The sequence below is a fragment of the Mesorhizobium sp. M3A.F.Ca.ET.080.04.2.1 genome, assembly GCF_003952525.1.
Lineage (GTDB): Bacteria > Pseudomonadota > Alphaproteobacteria > Rhizobiales > Rhizobiaceae > Mesorhizobium.
Genome location: NZ_CP034451.1, coordinates 5,989,277 through 6,006,451 on the forward strand (window position 1 = coordinate 5,989,277; position 17,175 = coordinate 6,006,451).

Consider the following 17,175-nt stretch of genomic DNA (forward strand, 5'->3'; position numbering starts at 1 on the left):
GTGGCAAAACCCCTGCGCCCAAAGGTCTCAGCCTGCGTCGGTTCGCAGATTCAGCTGGCCGGCTTCATCCAGTGCCGCATCGTCGTGACCGAACGCGCCAGCTGCGGCGCGGGGTGGATTTCCTCGCCGAATGCCGCCGCCGCGCGCCAGCCCCAGCGTGGATCGGCAAGGAAGGCGCGCGCCAGCGCCACCATGTCGGCGCGGCCATCGGCGACGATCGCCTCGGCCTGTTTCGGATCGTCGATCAATCCCACCGCGCGCGTCGGAATGCTGGCACCCTTGCGCACGGCCTCGGCCAGATGCACCTGGTAGCCCGGCCCGCTCGGCAGCTTCTGCAGCGGCGAATTGCCGCCGCTGGAACAGCAGAGATAGGCAAGGCCCTCCGCCTTCAGCGCCTTAGCGACTTCGATGGCATCCTCGACGTCGAAACCGCCATCGACCCATTCCTTGACCGAAAGACGAGCGCCGAGCATCAGGTTCGGAACGGCTTTCCTTACCGCCCTGGCGATCTCAAGGAGAAAGCGCATGCGGTTTTCCAGCGGGCCACCCCAGCGGTCGGTGCGCTGATTGGAGAGTGGCGAGAGGAACTGGAAGATCAAATATCCGTGCGCGGCATGCAGTTCGATGAAATCGAAGCCTGCGCGTTCGGCCCGCCGGGCGGCGTCGGCAAAGTGCTCGACGAGCCTCAGGATTTCTTCTTCCCCGAGCGCGCGCGGTACATTCCAGCCAGTGTCGTAGGCAACGGCCGAGGCCGAGACTGTCTGCCAGGGGTCCTCGCCGGGCTGCAAGGGACCTCCGCCTTCCCAAGGTTTGCGGTTGGAGGCCTTGCGGCCGGCATGAGCCAGTTGGACGCCGAATTTGGTGTTGGGCGCGGCGACACGCTTGGCGGCATCGAGCGCGCGCCGCGCAGCCGCTTCGTTATCGTCGCAATAGAGGCCAAGGCAGCCATGCGAGATGCGTCCGCGCCGTTCGACATCGGTCATCTCGACCGTGACCATGCCGGCACCCGCCATGGCCAGATTCATCCAGTGGTAGAGATGCCAATCGCTGGCCGAGCCGTCCTGCGCCGAGTACTGGCACATCGGCGCCACGGCGATGCGGTTCGGAAAGGTGATGCCGCCAAGGGTGATCGGCCGGAAAAGCGATGAGGTCATGGAAGGGCTCCGGAAGGGACAAGCCTATTTAGGCAAGTGATGCGGCCGCGGCCAGACGAGAAGTCAAACACCTGCTGGACCAGCAGCTTCACTGGATTGCACGGGGACAAGTTCCGGGCTACCGCTGCCCGCCTCAGCAGGGAGATCGTCATGGAAGATCGCGTTCGCGTCCGCTCCGAGGAAATCCTGTCCGATGACTGGGCGGTTCTGAAAAAGACGGTGCTCGACTATCGCCGCCGTGACGGAACCTGGGAGCGACAGGTCCGGCAGACATACGATCGCGGCGACGGCGCGGTGATCCTGCCATACGATCCGGACCGGTCGACCGTGCTTCTGGTGCGGCAGTTCCGCTATCCGGCCTATGTCACCGGCCATCGTGAGCCGCTGATCGAGGCCTGTGCAGGTCTGCTCGACGAAAACGACCCGGAAACCTGCATCCGCAAGGAAGCGGAGGAGGAGCTCGGATATCGGTTGAGGGACGTGGAACGGCTGTTCTCGCCCTATATGAGCCCCGGCAGCGTGACCGAGCGGCTCTGGTTCTTCATAGCGCATTACACGCCCGCCGACCGCATTTCCGACGGCGGCGGCGCGCCGGAAGAGGGCGAGGACATCGAGGTTCTGGAAGTGTCGCTCGACGATGCGCTGGCCGGTATTGCCGACGGCCGTATCATCGACGCCAAAACGATCATCCTGATCCAGCATCTGAAATTGCACGCGATCGTCGGATAGATTCGGCACTTTCGCCGACGCGGCAAGGCTGGCTGCCCGGCAGCGCAGGCTTTCTGCTGATGGTCGGGCAGTTCCTTCGTCCGTATGCAAGCGTGGCACGGTTCTTGCTGTTGCAATTTCAGGCGCGCCGGGCGCGTAGACCCTGTTCCACATCAACACCGGCGTGTGTGAGGTTGGGACAATGCTGTCGCACAAGGTTCTGTTTGGACTTCCCGCACTGTTCTTGGCCACGGCCCTCGGGATAGCCTTCTTCTCATCCGAGACTGCCTGGCGACTTCTGACTGAAATCCAATCCCATTCAATCTTTTGTTCAAGCGGTGCATCAGCTGCGGCCGTATCGGCGTCGGCGTCGCGGTCTTTGCCGCCATGTCCGCCGACCGTCACAAGGTCATAGGAGGCATTTCATGTGGTCCTTGATCACTCGGTTGGCCTCAGCCTTTCGCGAATTCGTCGCACCGCGCTACCGGCCGGAGCTCTACTACATGCGGGGCCCCGGGCCGGCCTGTGCGCGCCGCTCGCGCTGAGTGGTGTTGTCGGCCGGTACTGTCCCAGCCTGCGTCGCTGGTCGGCCTGCCGACGGCCGCATCATCATCGATGCCAAGACCATCATCCCGATCTAGCATCGGAAATTGCGCTCGATCGTCGGGTAGGTTCGGCACTTTCGCCCACGCGGCAGGCTTTGAGCGGTTGACGTTTTGATCCGGAGCCTCGAAAAGCAACGGGCGCGGACGTGGCGGAAGTGGTAGACGCAAGGGACTTAAAATCCCTCGATCTCCGATCGTACGGGTTCGATTCCCGTCGTCCGCACCAGGAGTCTGCGGTGCTTTCGGGCAAAGCAAGTCCTACGCCCAACGGGGAACCCCGGATGGACCGCGGCCGGTGACAGATCTTGCCCGGCTGGTTTCGCTATCCCTCGCGGACCGAGCGGCCTACTTGATGTAAACCAGGACGAAGCGGCCCTTGTAGGGCTGGTAATATTTCGTGCCGCATTTCCAGACCACGATTCCGCCGCTGTAGGTGGTCTTCACGCATCCCTTGGGCAGCGTGGTGATGTAGATAGTCGTCTTCTGGATCACGACTGCCTTTGCTTGCGCTGCAGGGATGTCCAGACCGTTGCCGACCACCGAGATCGCGAACATGCCGCAAATGACGGCCATGCGATAGAATGAGCTGCGACTGAGCATGTGCATTCCCCCTTCCTCTCCTTGCCGCCCGAACAGCCTAGCAGCAACCCGCATGGGCCTCAACGGTTGCAATTCCTCCACTCCTCTCCTTATGGATGAGGGGGCCAGGCGATGATCATTCTTGTGAACCAGTCGTCCCGCCATGCTCGATGCTTGGCCCTGCCATGAAACTGCTCAAAGCAGACCGCGTCATTTCAGCCGCAGATCGGTTAGAGCACTGTGGGACATGGCGAGATGCATGGCGCAAACGCCTGCCTGAGAGGCCTCGCAATGTTAGCGGTATTTAAAATGCGAGATTGTGCGGATCACTCTCGTTAGCACCTTGGCGCCATCATATCCGAGGGCGTAGACGGCTGGGAACGCGTCAGACCATGCGTGGGGCGGGCTGGATCAAGGGACTGCGGGAAGCCGAGGCGCTGCAGTTGCGCAGCGAGATCGTCCAGCTCGAGCTGGATCTGATCCAGGCCGCCAACTCGAAAGCCAAATGGAACCTGCACGAGATCGCGCATGAACTGCGGCGGCAGAAGGCGCGGCTGGAGCGGCTTGAAGAATGCCTCGCCGCCATGCCCACCGGAAAGGCGGCGTCGGCAGCCTGATCGCGACCAAGCCGAACATGCAACAGTCTGGCTTATTGCGAGGTTCTCCGTCGTCTCCCTGGGGTCCGAAGGCGGGCCGGAAAGTGGTGCGATCACGGAATTTCGCCGCCATGGGAGAAGTCTAAGATGGTGCATGCGGCGGACCTGATCCGCCGAGGCCGGCGTCCATCAGGTCCAACCCATTCCCCCCGCCCCCTGCGGGCGCCGGCCACGTCAATGTTTCGCGGGTTACGACGGCGGCAATCAGAATTTGTAGCTGAAGTTCACGCCGAGCGTCTGAAGCTTGACGTCCTGGTCGCGGTCGGTGAAGCCGTCCGGGACATCGAAGTGCTCCGTGCCGAAATCGTAGTAGCGGTACTGCGCGCCGACGACGACATTGTTGGTGAATGCATAGTCGACGCCGGCGCCGAGCGTCCAGCCGGTGCTGGTGCGGGTCTGTGCAAAGGCCGTGCCCGCAGCCTGCGAGGTCTCGATGCCGGCGAAGGCGACGCCGCCGATGCCGTAAACCAGCAGGCGATCCGCCGCATAGCCAGCCTTGGCGTTCATCGACCCGAACCAGGTGATGTCGGTGCCGAAGGTGTTTCCAGGCTCTGCTTCGGTCGTGCCATTGATCGAGGCATAGTTCAGGTCGGCTTCCGCGCCCAGTACCGCCTGGTCGAACTGCCAGAGTCCGGCGATATGACCGCCGACGAAACCGCCCTTGGGGCTGGTCGAGACCGAAAAAGGCTCGCCCTCGGTGCCGGTAATGTCAGCCGATCCCCAGCCATAGCCCGCCTGCATGCCGGCATAATAGCCGGTCCAGTCAAAGCCGGGCGCGGTCATGGGCAGGTCGGCGCCGACATCCGCGGCCAAAGCCGACCCGGACATCAGGGTGAGAAAGCCAGCACTGGCAAATGTCAGCCGACGCATCGAGCGCTCCGAAATGGCGGTTTCGAAAAACTCCTCGCCACAACCTAGACGCATTCTCAGCGAAACGGAATTGCTTCCATGCAACACTGGTCTACATCGGTGGATTGCGCACGCGGTCTTCCAGATCGCGCTGCTTGTCGTCGTGGGAGGCCAGCTTTTTGAAAGCATGTTCGGCAAGCACGGAGCCGACGACGACGATCAGGACCGGCCCGGCCCACGTCCAGAAAGAATGCAGGACAAAGAAGGCGAGGCCAGCCAAGCCGGCCGATGCGGCGAAGATTGCAAAGCGGACCGTCTGTGCCATTTTTCCGTCCGCTAGAAGCCGTGTGAATTTGCGCTACTTGGCGTCAATGAAGTCCGCCACCGCCTGGCTGTATTTGTCGGGCGCCTGAAGCATGGCGAAATGGCTGGCGTTGGGCAGGATGATAAGCTTCGCGCCGGGAATGACGGAAGCCATGTATTCGGTGTGCTCGCGCTTGATCGCCTCGTCATGGTCGCCGGCGACGATGGCTGTCGGCGTGGTGATCTTGCCGAGCTGTTCCTTGGTCCAGGCCGGCTGCGATTCCCACATGTGGCTGATTTGCGCGACGAAGGCGTCATACTGGTCCGGCGTCTTCGACATCTTCTTGTAGTCCCGCCCGGAGCGTTCGATGTAGGCGGCAAAGGTCTTGTTGGTCATCACGCCGGGGTCGACGCCGTCGGTGGTGACATTGGCGGCCTGTGCGAACAGCCTCGTCAGCCGCTCCGGATGATGGAGCTCTATGTCGATGCCGATGATGCCGCCGTCGCTCCAGCCGACAAGGGCGGTCTTGTCGATCTTGAGGTAGTCCAGCAGCGCCAGATAGTCGGAGGCCATAAGGTCGTAGCCAAAGGGCTCATCCGTGCGGGTAGAACGGCCGTGGCCGCGGCTGTCGGCGACGATCACCTTGTGGGTCTTGGAGAGTGTTGCCACCTGGCTGGCCCAGATGTCGGCATGGCCAAGCCCCCCGTGAATGAGCAGCACCGGCTCACCTGTGCCGAAAACAGCGTAATACATCTGAATGCCGTTGACCGGCGCATAGCCGCTTTGCTCCGGCTTGGGCATCCCGGCCGGTTCCGGCAAGGTCTGCCAGCGTTCCTCGGCAGCCACCAACGTGGTTGACGTGATGAACAGGATGACGGCGGCGAACGCTTTCCAGAAACGGGTCATGGTTCCCTCTTACAGTTCAGTGGATACGCAGCATCGCTTTCTCACTCGAATAGTCAACATTGGCGCTTGCCCGCCGCGGTCGGGCAAACGGCTCTGGCTCCGGGTGCCGACTTTTGCCAGATTGGCAGCAACAGAGGACACGCCGATGACAGATGCCAGACCCGCAAACGCCGCAAAGCCCAAGCCCTGGACGGAGGTGGCGACGCATCTCGTCGACGTAGCGATGGGGCGCAAGCCCGCCGATCTCGTCATCCGCAACGGACGTTGGGTGAATGTCCACTCGGGCGAGATCATCGCTGGCACGGATCTCGCGATTGCGGCCGGAAGGTTCGCCTATTGCGGGCCCAATGCCGGCCATGCGATCGGGCGGGGGACCAAGGTGGTCGATGCCGACGGTCGCTATCTGGTGCCGGGGCTCTGCGACGCGCATATGCATGTCGAGAGCGGCATGGTGACGGTGACGGAATTCTGCCGCGCGGTGATCCCCCACGGCACCACCTCGATGTTCATCGATCCGCATGAGATTGCCAATGTGCTGGGCCTGCCGGGCGTTCGCCTGATGCATGACGAGGCCGTCGCAATGCCGATCAACGTGCATGTGCAGATGCCCTCCTGCGTGCCGTCGGCGCCAGGGCTGGAACATGCCGGCGCCGAACTGACGGTCGCCGATGTTGCCGAGGCGATGACCTGGGAAAATATAATCGGGCTCGGCGAAGTGATGAACTTTCCGGGCGTCGCCGCGAACAACCCGGTGATGTCGGGCGAGATCGCCGAGACTGTCAGGGCAGGCAAGACGGTCGGCGGGCACTATGCCTCGCGCGATCTTGGGCTGCCGTTTCACGGCTATGTCGCCGGCGGCGCCGAGGACGACCACGAAGGGACGCGAGCGGAGGATGCGATCGCCAGGGTGCGCCAGGGCATGAAGGCGATGCTTCGGCTGGGTTCCGCCTGGTACGACGTTGCAGCGCAGATCAAGGCGGTCACCGAAGGCGGCATCGACCCCCGTAATTTCATCCTGTGCACGGACGACAGCCATTCGGGCACGCTGGTGCACGAAGGCCATATGGACAGGGTGGTGCGGCATGCCATCAGCCAAGGCCTGAAGCCCGTGACCGCGATCCAGATGGCGACGCTCAACACAGCGCAGCATTTCAGGCTGGAGCGCGAAATCGGATCGATCGCGCCGGGGCGGCTGGCCGACCTGTTGATCGTCTCGGATCTTGCTCAAATGGCAATAGACGAGGTCTATGGCCGCGGCATCAGGCTGGCCAAGGCCGGCAAGCTCGAGATCGACATTCCCGCCTACGACTATCCGAAATCGGCGAAGAACACGGTCAGGCTCGGCAAGAAACTCAACGCCGCGGATTTCGACATCTCCGCACCTCAGGGCGCCAACGAGGTGCGGGCCCGGGTGATCGGCGTGATCGAGAACCAGGCGCCGACGCGGGCGCTCGAGGCCGACCTGCCGGTCGAGGACGGGCTGGTCGCCATGGACCGCCGCAACGACGTCTGCCAGATCGCCCTCGTTGAACGCCACCGGGGCACGGGCGGCGTCACCAACGCCTTCGTCTCGGGCTTCGGCTATGTCGAGGACTGCGCGATGGCATCGAGCGTGGCGCATGACGCCCATCACATCATCGTCGTCGGCACCAACAAGCAGGACATGGCGTTGGCTGTTAACCGACTGGCCGAGGTGGGCGGCGGCGTCGTGCTCTACTCCAAAGGCAAGGAACTGGCGCTGGTCGAGATGCCGATCGCGGGGCTGATGTCAAACGAGCGCGCGGAGATCGTCGCGGCCAAGGCCGAACAGTTGACGCAAGCCATGCGCAAGGTCGGCTGCTCGCTCAACAATGCCTATATGCAGCACTCGCTGCTGGCGCTGGTCGTCATTCCGGAACTCAGAATTTCCGATGTCGGCCTGGTCGACGTGACGACGTTCCAGAAGGTCGACCTTTTCGTCCAAAGTGCGTCGCGCTGAGACGGATCCAGGCGCGCTTTAAGTCTTTGTTTTATGAACGTTTTCGCAAAACCGCTGCACATTTTTGCGCGACATGCATCACGGCCTGTCGCGCTCTTATTGGGCTGATCACTCGCCGTCGGTGGCGATGGTCAGCACCTTGAAGGGTGTGGTGATGACCACTTCGGCGACCGATCCCACGGCCTTGCCGATACCCTGGCCGATATTGTCCAACCGGGCCGATTCGGGTTCGGCCGCTCGCAGGGCCGCCGGGGTGCGCAGCCGGTCGCCGAGCAGTTGAACCAAGACCGGATTGTCGGCGAATTTGGCATGGTTCAAGCGATCGCCGCTCTTGGTCTTGGTCAGATCCGCAACGACCACGCCGTAGCTGGCGAGGTCGGCCGCATTGCCATAGTCGCCGACGCGCGGCTTGTCGCCTGAGATCAAGCTGGACAGCTTGAGCGCCTTGTCGTCACCAGAGAGCAGGATGGCGAACGGCTTGTCTGGCTTGCCGTAGCGGATCATCTGCTTCTTGAAGACATCGACGTCGATATCAGGGGACGCCAGGACGACATAGCCGATCTTGCCGCCAAGATCGCGGTCGCCGGTGATGGCGAGCTGGCGCAGCGCCTCCATCGTCAGCCAGGTTCCCATCGAATGCGCGATGATGTCGATGCTCTTCACCCGTGTTTTGGCAAGCATCCTCAGCGTCGCCTCGAGGTCGTCGCGTGCGGCGGTGGAACTATCCTTGTCGTAGATGTAGCCGGTCGCCTTGCCGCGCGACGCCCATGAGAACAGGATCGGCGTGCCGGGATAATTGGTATCATGCGCGATCTGCGTCAGCCGGTAGACGCCGTCGTCAAAGCCGTTGTTGAAGCCGTGCACGAAGACCAGAGCGCGGTCGCCGCGAACGGAAATGTCGGCGCCGACCGCCTTGGCGAACTGCTGCGCGTCGCCATAGTGGACCACCTCGGTGGCGCTGAACTGCTTGGCAGGATCGCTGTCGGTGGAACCCTTGGCGCGCTCGATCGCACCGAGGTGGTGCAGCTTTGGCACGGTCACGTCGACCCGGGCGTAGCTGGTGGTCAGCGAGCGGTCACCGTCGAAGACTTGGCGCGGATCCTTCGTCGCCGGCTCACGGGTCGTCGCCACGAAAATCTCATGTGTCGCGGCGATGGCAGAGGCGGGAACGGCGACATTCGTCTTGTTCAACAGCTCATGGGTGTTGCGGCCGGCGCAGCCGGCAAGGGCGAGCGCGAACGCAAGCACGACGATCTTCGAACGCACGACCACCCAGGATCCCCCAAGGGCACCGCATTCTTATAGCGTCTCCGGCTGTTCCGATAAAGCCGGAACAATCCCAGTTCGGTGCGAGCGCAGCGGTGCGCTCTGGCCACGCGCCGAAAAGGTGAGCTACTGGCCGGCAGCCTGGCTGATGCGGTCGGTCACCTCGCGGTCGCTGGCAAAGCCGTCGTCCTCGCGCAGCCGCTGGCCGATCATTTTCACCAGCACCGGATTATCGGCGAACTTGGTGTGGTTGAAACTGTCGTTGCCCTTGATGGTTGAGAGGTCGACAACCGTTACGCCGTAGGAAGCAAGGTCGGCGGCGTCCTTGTAGTCGCCGACGCGCGGCCGGGCACCTGCAATCAGGCCAGACAGTCTCAGCGCGCGGTCGTCGTCCGACAGCAGCAGGATGAAGGGCTTGTCCGGCTTGCCGTAGCGGCGCATCTGGCTCTTGAAGACGTCGACATCGATGTCGGGCGAGGCCAGCACCACGTCGCCCAGCTTGCCGCTCAGATCGCGGTCGCCGGTGATGGCGAGCTGCCGCAGCGTCTCCATCGTCACCCAGGTTCCCATCGAATGCGCGACGATATCGATGCGCCGCGCGCTTGTCTGCGCGAGCATTCTCAGCGTCACCTCCAACTGGTCACGGGCGGCGCTGGCGCTTTCCTTGTCATAGACATAGTCGGTGGTCTTGGCGCCGGAGGCCCAGGAAAACAGCACCGGGGTGCCGGGGTAGCCGGAATCGTGGACTATCTGGGTCAACCGGTAGACGGCGTCGTCGAAGCCGGTGTTGTAGCCGTGGACGAAGACCATGACGCGACCGCCGCGGGCGTCGATGTCGGTATTGAGGGCGCTGGCGAATTTCGGCTGCGTGTCGTAGCCGACGACCTCGGAAGCCATGAAATATTTGGTCGGGTCGTTCGACTTGCCGCGCGAGCGCCGCTCGATCTGCCCAGTCTGGTGAACCGGCGGAACGGTGACGTTGACGCGGGCGTAGTTGAGCGTCGCCGAGCGTTCGCCGTCGAAGACCTGGTTCGGGTCGTCGGAACGCTTGCGCGTGGTGGCGATGAAGATCGAGTGGTTGCCGGCGATCTCCGTCGCCGTCGTCGGCACGACAACGCTGCCCAGAATTTCCTCTGTCTTCCGCCCGCCGCAGCCTGCCGTCAACAGGGCCAGGGCAATGATGCAAATCGTCTTCAGATGCACGTCGAAAAATCCGCTCCGGCCCAAAATGGCCAACTGCCTCCGCGAAATCTCCCCGACAGGCGAAGTGCGGCGGAAGTAAGTCGCGCCCAGGGGAAATTTCGTCAGCGCCGGGTGACGGCCATGGCACTGTTGCGCGAAAGCCAAAAGGGCGGCAGGAAGGCCGGAATGTTGGAGAAGGGCAGCACCTCCGGCTTCAGCCGGATGCCCAGCGCCTCGGCCATGAAGGCTCGGCGCGCCTCGATGCGGGCCCAGGCCTGCGGGTATCGCGCCGCGATTTCCTCGCGCAGCGCCTGGTCGGCGAGAGCGATGCCGTCCTCGATATTGGTGGTGAAGTAGTCTGTGCCGGTCGCCGGGATGACGTCGACCTGCAGCGCCATGCCGGATTTGAGCTCGATCGTCGAGCCGGGGAACACTGGAGAGTGCATCCATTCGTCGATGTGGATGAGGTGACCGGGATTGAGCGACACGCCAAAGAACGGGTCGCCGATCCGGTCATGGATTGCCTTCCACAGGTCGCCACCGCGAACGCCGATGCCGATCGTCTCGTACCAGTCGACGACCGCGGCGAAATAGGGCGATACCAGCTTTTCGACGTAGTCGCCGATCGCCTTCGGCAGTTCGGCGGCGCTTTCGGCCAGGAAGCCGGCGCGGGCATTGAGCGAGCCCCGGATACCGTAGGCCATGGTGATCGGATCGCCGCGCTTGATTAAGTCCAGGCTGGGGCTGGGCAGGCCGTAAGCAGCACGCCGGCCGGCCGAGAGCATCGGATGGCAGCACTGGGGCAGGCCGTTGATGCCCATCAGCCTGGCGGCCTGCAATTCGGTCATGCCGGGCTCGATGCCTTGCAGGACGTTGCGCAGCCCTTGCGAGGTATAGGTGGCGGCGAATTCGAAGCTGGCAAGCTGGTCGGCCTCGTTGATGGCGCGCAGGCCATCCGCCGGGTTCATCAGGAGGTCCGCCGCGTTCAGAACCAAGCCGCGCTCGCCGGCAAGTCCGCGCAAGCTGTCGGCGATGAAGGAGGGCAGATCGAGCGTCGCTTGGCCAAAGCCGGCATCGTCGGCGCCGAATGGCTTCCAACCGATGGCTCCGATGCGCTGACCGGCTTTCAAACCGCAATCGGCCAGTATGTCGGGCAAGGCCTTGGAGCGGTCGCGCGGCTGCGCCGGAAGCGAAAAGGTCTGGTAGAGGATGCGCCGATAGGGCCCGTCGCAAAGCTCGGCGTAGCCCCAGCCCTCATTTCCGACCAGCAGACTCGGTTCCCTGCCGGGAGCGACGACGAGCAACGCCTCTTCGAAGCGCGGGTCATAACCTGAAAGATATGCGATGTTGGCCGCATGCTCGCGGTCGCCATATACGGCCACGGCGTCGAAGCCGGCCTTGCCGGCGCGCTCCAGCAGCATTTCGATACGTGCCAGGTAAGCGGAGCGCGGGAGCCGCGGCATCACCGTCGGCTCGCCGAATTCTGGGAGTGACACGGTCTTCAGGGCAACGGCCGAAACGGGCATGGTTAGGGCTCCGCGGGGACTATCGTGGGGGCGGCCCCGGCGAGGCCACCCTGCATCGGTGGCCGCAAAAGGCAAACTATGCAATAGGCTTGCAGCAAACCATGTGATCCCGGAGCCGGTAGCCTGATGAATAGTTTTCCTTCTCGTGTCGCCGCTGCGGCCGAGGCGATCCGCGGGATCTTTCCGGAAACGCCGCTGCAGGAGAACGACTATCTGTCGAAGAAGACCGGCGCACGCATTCTTCTCAAGCGCGAGGACCTGACGCCAGTCCGCTCCTACAAGATCAGGGGGGCCTTCAACTTCTTCCGCAAGGCGCTCGCCGCCGGCAACAACGCGGAACTGTTCGTGTGCGCCTCGGCCGGCAACCACGCGCAGGGCTTCGCCTTCGTCTGCCGCCATTTCGGCAAGAAGGGCGTCGTCTTCATGCCGGTGACGACGCCGCAGCAGAAAATCGACAAGACGCGGCTGTTCGGCGGCGATTTCGTCGAGATCAGGCTGATCGGCGATTTCTTCGACGATTGCTACCGCGCCGCCTTCGAATTCACCGAGAGCGCCGGCGCGCATATGGTGCCGCCCTTCGATCACAAAGACATCATCGAGGGCCAGGCGACGGTCGCCTGCGAGATCGCCGCTCAGATGCCCGGCGGGCGCATGCCCGACTTCATCATGCTTCCGGTCGGAGGCGGAGGGCTCGCCGCCGGAGTAACGCACTACTTCGCCGACCTGCACCGCGACACGCGCTTCGTCTTCTGCGAGCCGGCGGGAGCGCCAAGCCTCAAGGAGAGTCTCGCCAGCGGCAAGCGGGTAAGGCTTGCCAAGGTCGACAATTTCGTCGATGGCGCGGCGGTGGCGGAAATCGGTCGCGAGCCGTTGCGCTACCTGAAGGAATTCACGGCCGACGCCATGCGGCTCATTCCGGAGAACCGGCTCTGCGCGACGATGATCGAAATGCTCAATGTCGAAGGCGTGGTGCTCGAGCCCGCCGGCGCATTGGCAATCGATGCGCTCAAGGATTTTTCGCGCAAGGAGATCAGGGGCAAGACGATCGTCGCGGTGGTTTCGGGCGGCAATTTCGACTTCGAACGGTTGCCGGACGTGAAGGAGAGGGCGCTACGCTTCGAGGGCCTGAAGAAGTATTTCATCATCCGTTTCCCGCAGCGGCCGGGCGCACTGCGCGATTTCCTCGAGATGCTCGGTCCGGACGACGACATCGCTCGCTTCGAGTATCTCAAGAAGTCGGCGCGCAATTTCGGCTCGGTGCTGATCGGCATCGAGACCAAGGACCGACGCAATTTCGACCTGCTGAAAGCCAATTTCGACGCCGAGGGCGTGCAATATCAGGACATCACCGACAACGAGACGCTGGCCGGGTTCATCATATGAGCGGGCCCGAGGCAAAGACCTTCGTGGCGCTCTTCTCCGGCATCAATGTCGGGGGCAACCGCATCGTCAAGATGGCGGAGCTTCGGACATTCTTCGAGGAACTCGGCTTTCGCGGCGTCGCGACCTATGTGCAGAGCGGCAACGCGGTGTTCTGCGCGAATGGGGATGCCGCGGCGCTGAGGAAGCAACTCGAAGCGGCCTTCGAGAAGAAATGGGGATTCCATTCGCGCATCATGGTGCGCGATTGTGCCTGGTTCGAGCAGATGGTGAAGGACAACCCCTATCCGGAGGTTGCCGGCGAGCCGACCAAGCTGCACGCCTGTGTGCTTGAGCGCGAGCCAACCGCGGAGGAGACAAAGCGGCTCGCGGAAAAATGCACCGGGCCGGAGCGGTTCGAGATCAAGGGTGACGTGCTCTATCTGCATGCGCCGGACGGGCTCGGCAAATCGGTGTTTGCCAATCTCATCGGGCGAACGCTCAAGGTGCCGGTCACGGCGCGGAACTGGCGCAGCGTCCTTGCCCTGCTCGAGATGGCGGGCAAGGCCGGTCACGCATAGCCGTTTTATGCAGCCTCGCTTGGAGCCTGCTTCCAATCGAAGGTCAGTTCCTCGCGGAAGGCGAAGCGCTTGATATGGTCGGCGACGACGGTTTCCAACCGTTCCAGCGTGGCCGCATCATCGGCGGCGACAGCAATGTGGAGCGCGGCGGCATCAGCATCCATGACGGTGCGGCCGAGCGACAGCTGAATGGCGCCGTGATGCGGGTCGAATTCGACCGGAAACTTGTGCGCCCAATGCTTGCAGAGCTGCTGCAGATAGCGACTGGCATGTTCGGTGGCGACGTCGGCGCGGCTGGTCAGCATAAAATTCTCCTCGCGGATCAGAAAAAGCGTCAGCCTGGCCGGCTGCCGTCAGCTGCATAGATAGGCACCCTGTTGCGAAACGCGAGGGCGACCCGCTGCCCCCATTGGGCGCTCTCGTTCGCCTGGACCGGAACGGCTTCAAATTTGCGCGAGCCAGAGTTCCCGGCGCAGCTTCGAAACCGGCCTCGGTCGCTATGCAAAAATGGTGTTCAGGATAAAGCCAAGTCCTTATGCTGGCGCAGGCCATCAAACGGACCGACAATGCGCCAACAGGCCGGGATGGGGCCTTGGATCAGATAGAAAGGTCGACTGAGGAGACGTATGGGTAAGCGCAATCGATTGGAAGGGCAGACCGCTCTAATAACCGGAGGCGCCAACGGCGCAGGTGCAGCATCAGTGGTTGCTTTCCTTGAGGAGGGCGCGAAAGTGGCGTTTGTCGACCGCAATGGCAACGCCGGACGTGCCTTGGAGACCAGGCTGCGCAACGAGGGCCACCAAGTTCTATTCATCGAGGCTGATGTCGCGATCGACGAGCAGGTAAATCGAGCTGTTCAAGCCACTTACGATAAGAAGCGCGTTGCGCTGGACTGACGGCTACCAGCTCCCCGTGTTCGGCATCGAGAGCCAGGGCTCGGCCTTGGGTTTTGCCGGACCTTTCTGCAGCAACTCGATCGAAATGCCGTCGGGCGAGCGGATGAAGGCCATGTTGCCGTCGCGCGGCGGCCGATTGATGGTCACGCCATTGTCCATCAGCTTCTGGCAGGTGGCGTAGATGTCGTCGACCTCATAGGCGAGATGGCCGAAATTGCGGCCGCCCTTGTAGTCTTCCGGATCCCAGTTGTAGGTCAACTCGACCAGTGGCGCCTTGTCGGCGATGCCGCTTTGCTCGTCTTGCGGGGCAGCAAGGAAGATCAGCGTGTAGCGTCCCTGCTCGTTTTCGTAGCGGCGCACTTCCTTCATGCCGAGCTTCTTGCAGTAGAAGTCGAGCGACTGATCGATGTCGGTGATGCGGACCATTGTGTGGAGGTAGCGCATGGGGAGTCCTCGCGAGTTGCGTTGCAGTGCACCATAGAAGTCGCCCGGCCAAAGGGCAATCGTCCGACAAAAAGCGGGTGGTGCGGTCGATTTCAGCTCGTGCAGACAGGCGTCCGGCAGCTCCGGCAAACAACTATTAAGGCTTTCCGGTGCTCAACGGTGAAAAAAGGCACGTCAGGTCTTGCACACCCCGGAAGCGGCAGTGTTAATCTCATGTCAAGAATCAGCACCGGTTGCAGTTGAAAAAAGGGGGCATTCTTATGGGGGAAAAAGCCTCTTTCACGAGGCGAGACGGAAGCCTTGAGGACGCCTTGAGACGCGACAGCGGCGGCGATGCCGCCGAGTTTGTCGAAATCGCCGGCGCAATCAAATGGTTCGACGTGGCCAAGGGCTACGGTTTCATTCTCCCGGACGATGGCGTTTCGGGCGATGTCCTCCTCCATGTGACCTGCCTTCGAAGAGACGGCTTCCAGACCGCGCTGGAGGGCGCGCGCGTCGTCTGCCTCGTCAGGCAGGGCGAACGTGGCTTGCAGGCCTTCCGTGTGTTGTCGATGGACGCTTCGACCGCGATCCATCCGGCCGAGCAGCAGGAACAGCGCACGCATGTCACGGTGACGCCTGAGAGCGGCCTCGAGCGGGCGCTGGTCAAGTGGTTCAACCGCACCAAGGGCTTCGGCTTCCTGACCCGGGGCGAGGGCACCGAGGATATTTTCATCCATATGGAGACTCTGCGCCGGTACGGCATTACCGAGCTGCGGCCCGGCCAGGTCGTGCTGGTTCGCTTCGGGCGCGGCGACAAAGGCCTTATGGCTGCCGAAATTCATCCCGATATGGGCACCTTGCCGGTCTCGCACTAGGGCCGAGACCGGCAGAGGATATCGAATGGCTCGTCGGAACTGGCTGACTGCTGGCGTTGTCAGCGCTGCGATCGTCGTCCTTGTCCATGTCTATTCGCTGCAGCCGAGTTCGGCGGACGGCCAGGCAATGGTGCTGCCGGTGGATCCCGCGCCGCTGGTCGCGGTAACCGGTTCCGGCAAGCATTCCTTCTCCATCGAAATCGCCGACAGCTCGGCCGAGCGCGAGGCCGGTCTGATGTTCCGCCAGACCATGGCCAACGATCACGGCATGTTGTTCGTGTTCGAGAAGGCGGGCGAGGTGAATTTCTGGATGAAGAACACGCCGATGGCGCTCGACCTGGTCTTTGTCGGCCAGGACGGAAGGATCAAGGCGATCAAGCGCGGCGAACCGGAATCGGAGGCGATCATCTCGCCGGGGCAACCGGTTCGCTTCGTGCTCGAGCTGAAGGCGGGAACGGCCGCAAAGGAAGGCCTCAAGGACGGCGATCTTCTGCGACATCCGGTGATCGCCAAGGCGTCCCACGCCGGCTCCGACTGATCGCGGCGGCACCGATGCAAGTCTTTTCCCACGATGGTTTCGAGCTTGCCTACCTCGATCGCCAGCCTGCATCGGGTCAGGGTGATCCGGTCCTGATGATCCACGGCTTTGCGTCGAGCCACTATGTCAACTGGGTGGCACCCGGCTGGTTCAAGACGCTGAACGACGCGGGCTACCGGGCGATCGCCTTTGACAACCGCGGCCATGGCTCGTCGTCCAAGAGCTATGACGAGGCCGACTACACGCCGCCGAAGATGGCTTCGGACGCGGCCGCGCTGCTCGAGCATCTCGGCATCGGCCGCGCGCACGTGATGGGTTATTCCATGGGCGCGCGCATCTCCGCCTTCCTGGCCCTCTCCGACCCCGACAAGGTGGCGACGCTGGTGTTCGGCGGCCTCGGCATCGGCATGGTCGACGGCGTCGGCGACTGGGACCCGATCGCGGCAGCGCTGCTGGCGCAGGATCCGGCGACCATCACGGATCCGCGCGGCCGCTCGTTTCGCGCCTTCGCCGACCAGACGCGCAGCGACCGCCATGCGCTCGCCGCCTGCATTTCCACCTCGCGCGCATTGCTGACCGAGCACGACCTGGCGCGCATAGCCCCGCCGACGCTGGTCGCCGTCGGAACGAAGGACGACATCGGCGGCTCGCCCGACGAACTCGCCGCCTTGATGCCCAATGCAACGGCCTTTCACATCGAGGGCCGCGATCACATGCTTGCGGTCGGCGACAAGAGCTTCAAGCAACGCGTGCTGGAGTTCTATGCCGAAAACCCGCTCTGAACGAG

Annotated in this window: 19 protein-coding genes and 1 tRNA gene; 10 read left to right on the forward strand and 10 right to left on the reverse strand. The window is 63.0% G+C overall.

Going from position 1 to position 17,175, the window contains the following annotated elements; genetic code table 11:
* Window positions 1-50 precede the first annotated feature (50 nt).
* Entirely contained in the window at window positions 51-1,154 is a 1,104-nt protein-coding gene (locus tag EJ074_RS28560; RefSeq protein WP_095806088.1) for an NADH:flavin oxidoreductase/NADH oxidase, read from the reverse strand.
* Window positions 1,155-1,304: 150 nt separating this feature from the next.
* On the opposite strand from EJ074_RS28560, the gene EJ074_RS28565 reads away from it, so the two are divergent.
* Both EJ074_RS28565 and EJ074_RS28570 read left to right on the forward strand, forming a co-directional pair.
* Window positions 1,305-1,883: an NUDIX domain-containing protein gene (locus EJ074_RS28565; RefSeq protein WP_095806087.1), complete on the forward strand. Its 579-nt coding sequence runs from the start codon at window positions 1,305-1,307 to the stop codon at window positions 1,881-1,883.
* Window positions 1,884-2,607: 724 nt separating this feature from the next.
* Window positions 2,608-2,693: transfer RNA gene (locus EJ074_RS28570), tRNA-Leu, on the forward strand.
* Between the two features lie 119 nt (window positions 2,694-2,812).
* Here EJ074_RS28570 and EJ074_RS28575 read toward each other — a convergent pair.
* Window positions 2,813-3,073: a hypothetical protein gene (locus EJ074_RS28575; RefSeq protein ID WP_245420343.1), complete on the reverse strand. Its 261-nt coding sequence runs from the start codon at window positions 3,071-3,073 to the stop codon at window positions 2,813-2,815.
* A gap of 365 nt (window positions 3,074-3,438) precedes the next feature.
* On the opposite strand from EJ074_RS28575, the gene EJ074_RS28580 reads away from it, so the two are divergent.
* Entirely contained in the window at window positions 3,439-3,663 is a 225-nt protein-coding gene (locus EJ074_RS28580) for a hypothetical protein (protein WP_095806086.1), read from the forward strand.
* 243 nt (window positions 3,664-3,906) lie between these two features.
* Here EJ074_RS28580 and EJ074_RS28585 read toward each other — a convergent pair whose 3' ends face one another.
* The 3 genes from EJ074_RS28585 to EJ074_RS28595 form a co-directional block, all read right to left on the reverse strand.
* The gene (locus EJ074_RS28585) at window positions 3,907-4,572 is read right to left on the reverse strand and encodes an outer membrane protein (protein ID WP_095806172.1); all 666 of its coding nucleotides are present in this window, start codon (window positions 4,570-4,572) and stop codon (window positions 3,907-3,909) included.
* 91 nt (window positions 4,573-4,663) lie between these two features.
* Window positions 4,664-4,876 carry a hypothetical protein gene (locus EJ074_RS28590; protein ID WP_095806085.1) on the reverse strand — a complete coding sequence of 71 codons (213 nt, stop codon included), beginning with the start codon at window positions 4,874-4,876 and terminating at the stop codon, window positions 4,664-4,666.
* 33 nt (window positions 4,877-4,909) lie between these two features.
* Window positions 4,910-5,761 (reverse strand): alpha/beta hydrolase, encoded by an 852-nt coding sequence (locus EJ074_RS28595; protein WP_095806084.1) that lies wholly within the window; start codon window positions 5,759-5,761, stop codon window positions 4,910-4,912.
* 145 nt (window positions 5,762-5,906) lie between these two features.
* Here EJ074_RS28595 and ade point away from each other — a divergent pair, with 145 nt between their 5' ends.
* Window positions 5,907-7,739, forward strand: a complete 1,833-nt coding sequence (gene ade, locus EJ074_RS28600) for an adenine deaminase (RefSeq protein ID WP_095806083.1) — start codon at window positions 5,907-5,909, stop codon at window positions 7,737-7,739.
* Window positions 7,740-7,847: 108 nt separating this feature from the next.
* Here the strand turns inward: ade and EJ074_RS28605 are convergent, their stop codons facing one another.
* From EJ074_RS28605 to EJ074_RS28615, 3 genes are all read right to left on the reverse strand, one after another.
* Window positions 7,848-9,011: an alpha/beta hydrolase gene (locus EJ074_RS28605; protein ID WP_095806082.1), complete on the reverse strand. Its 1,164-nt coding sequence runs from the start codon at window positions 9,009-9,011 to the stop codon at window positions 7,848-7,850.
* Window positions 9,012-9,131: 120 nt separating this feature from the next.
* Entirely contained in the window at window positions 9,132-10,208 is a 1,077-nt protein-coding gene (locus tag EJ074_RS28610) for an alpha/beta hydrolase (protein ID WP_095806171.1), read from the reverse strand.
* Between the two features lie 101 nt (window positions 10,209-10,309).
* Window positions 10,310-11,713, reverse strand: coding sequence for a M24 family metallopeptidase (locus EJ074_RS28615; RefSeq protein ID WP_129553931.1), 1,404 nt, complete (start codon window positions 11,711-11,713; stop codon window positions 10,310-10,312).
* 126 nt (window positions 11,714-11,839) lie between these two features.
* On the opposite strand from EJ074_RS28615, the gene ilvA reads away from it, so the two are divergent.
* Together ilvA and EJ074_RS28625 are read left to right on the forward strand one after the other, a co-directional pair.
* A complete protein-coding gene (ilvA, locus tag EJ074_RS28620) occupies window positions 11,840-13,096 on the forward strand; it encodes a threonine ammonia-lyase IlvA (protein ID WP_095806080.1) in 1,257 nt (418 codons plus the stop codon).
* A complete protein-coding gene (locus EJ074_RS28625; RefSeq protein ID WP_095806079.1) occupies window positions 13,093-13,653 on the forward strand; it encodes a DUF1697 domain-containing protein in 561 nt (186 codons plus the stop codon). The genes ilvA and EJ074_RS28625 overlap by 4 nt, the downstream gene beginning before the upstream one ends.
* A 5-nt stretch (window positions 13,654-13,658) precedes the next feature.
* Here the strand turns inward: EJ074_RS28625 and EJ074_RS28630 are convergent, their stop codons facing one another.
* The gene (locus EJ074_RS28630) at window positions 13,659-13,958 is read right to left on the reverse strand and encodes a DUF2218 domain-containing protein (RefSeq protein ID WP_095806078.1); all 300 of its coding nucleotides are present in this window, start codon (window positions 13,956-13,958) and stop codon (window positions 13,659-13,661) included.
* A 321-nt stretch (window positions 13,959-14,279) separates the two neighbouring features.
* Between EJ074_RS28630 and EJ074_RS28635 the strand changes: the two genes are divergently transcribed.
* Window positions 14,280-14,549 (forward strand): SDR family NAD(P)-dependent oxidoreductase, encoded by a 270-nt coding sequence (locus EJ074_RS28635; protein WP_095806077.1) that lies wholly within the window; start codon window positions 14,280-14,282, stop codon window positions 14,547-14,549.
* Window positions 14,550-14,552: 3 nt separating this feature from the next.
* Here the strand turns inward: EJ074_RS28635 and gloA are convergent, their stop codons facing one another.
* Window positions 14,553-14,993, reverse strand: a complete 441-nt coding sequence (gene gloA / locus EJ074_RS28640) for a lactoylglutathione lyase (RefSeq protein ID WP_095806076.1) — start codon at window positions 14,991-14,993, stop codon at window positions 14,553-14,555.
* A 260-nt stretch (window positions 14,994-15,253) separates the two neighbouring features.
* Here gloA and EJ074_RS28645 point away from each other — a divergent pair, with 260 nt between their 5' ends.
* From EJ074_RS28645 to EJ074_RS28655, 3 genes are read left to right on the forward strand one after another with little or no spacing between them, the layout of a single operon-like run.
* Complete coding sequence (locus tag EJ074_RS28645; protein WP_095806075.1) at window positions 15,254-15,850, forward strand: cold-shock protein; 597 nt, start codon at window positions 15,254-15,256, stop codon at window positions 15,848-15,850.
* 25 nt (window positions 15,851-15,875) lie between these two features.
* Window positions 15,876-16,388: a DUF192 domain-containing protein gene (locus tag EJ074_RS28650; protein WP_095806074.1), complete on the forward strand. Its 513-nt coding sequence runs from the start codon at window positions 15,876-15,878 to the stop codon at window positions 16,386-16,388.
* A 14-nt stretch (window positions 16,389-16,402) separates the two neighbouring features.
* Window positions 16,403-17,170 carry an alpha/beta hydrolase gene (locus EJ074_RS28655; RefSeq protein ID WP_095806073.1) on the forward strand — a complete coding sequence of 256 codons (768 nt, stop codon included), beginning with the start codon at window positions 16,403-16,405 and terminating at the stop codon, window positions 17,168-17,170.
* Window positions 17,171-17,175 lie beyond the last annotated feature (5 nt).

What these genes read in the sequence shown, in the direction of transcription:
- EJ074_RS28560 (WP_095806088.1), bottom strand. Translation starts at nt 1,154, where the DNA reads ATGACCTCATCGCTTTTCCGGCCGATCACCCTTGGCGGCATCACCTTT.
- EJ074_RS28565 (WP_095806087.1), top strand. Translation starts at nt 1,305, where the DNA reads ATGGAAGATCGCGTTCGCGTCCGCTCCGAGGAAATCCTGTCCGATGAC.
- EJ074_RS28575 (WP_245420343.1), bottom strand. Translation starts at nt 3,073, where the DNA reads ATGCACATGCTCAGTCGCAGCTCATTCTATCGCATGGCCGTCATTTGC.
- EJ074_RS28580 (WP_095806086.1), top strand. Translation starts at nt 3,439, where the DNA reads ATGCGTGGGGCGGGCTGGATCAAGGGACTGCGGGAAGCCGAGGCGCTG.
- EJ074_RS28585 (WP_095806172.1), bottom strand. Translation starts at nt 4,572, where the DNA reads ATGCGTCGGCTGACATTTGCCAGTGCTGGCTTTCTCACCCTGATGTCC.
- EJ074_RS28590 (WP_095806085.1), bottom strand. Translation starts at nt 4,876, where the DNA reads ATGGCACAGACGGTCCGCTTTGCAATCTTCGCCGCATCGGCCGGCTTG.
- EJ074_RS28595 (WP_095806084.1), bottom strand. Translation starts at nt 5,761, where the DNA reads ATGACCCGTTTCTGGAAAGCGTTCGCCGCCGTCATCCTGTTCATCACG.
- ade (WP_095806083.1), top strand. Translation starts at nt 5,907, where the DNA reads ATGACAGATGCCAGACCCGCAAACGCCGCAAAGCCCAAGCCCTGGACG.
- EJ074_RS28615 (WP_129553931.1), bottom strand. Translation starts at nt 11,713, where the DNA reads ATGCCCGTTTCGGCCGTTGCCCTGAAGACCGTGTCACTCCCAGAATTC.
- ilvA (WP_095806080.1), top strand. Translation starts at nt 11,840, where the DNA reads ATGAATAGTTTTCCTTCTCGTGTCGCCGCTGCGGCCGAGGCGATCCGC.
- EJ074_RS28625 (WP_095806079.1), top strand. Translation starts at nt 13,093, where the DNA reads ATGAGCGGGCCCGAGGCAAAGACCTTCGTGGCGCTCTTCTCCGGCATC.
- EJ074_RS28630 (WP_095806078.1), bottom strand. Translation starts at nt 13,958, where the DNA reads ATGCTGACCAGCCGCGCCGACGTCGCCACCGAACATGCCAGTCGCTAT.
- EJ074_RS28635 (WP_095806077.1), top strand. Translation starts at nt 14,280, where the DNA reads ATGGGTAAGCGCAATCGATTGGAAGGGCAGACCGCTCTAATAACCGGA.
- gloA (WP_095806076.1), bottom strand. Translation starts at nt 14,993, where the DNA reads ATGCGCTACCTCCACACAATGGTCCGCATCACCGACATCGATCAGTCG.
- EJ074_RS28645 (WP_095806075.1), top strand. Translation starts at nt 15,254, where the DNA reads ATGGGGGAAAAAGCCTCTTTCACGAGGCGAGACGGAAGCCTTGAGGAC.
- EJ074_RS28650 (WP_095806074.1), top strand. Translation starts at nt 15,876, where the DNA reads ATGGCTCGTCGGAACTGGCTGACTGCTGGCGTTGTCAGCGCTGCGATC.
- EJ074_RS28655 (WP_095806073.1), top strand. Translation starts at nt 16,403, where the DNA reads ATGCAAGTCTTTTCCCACGATGGTTTCGAGCTTGCCTACCTCGATCGC.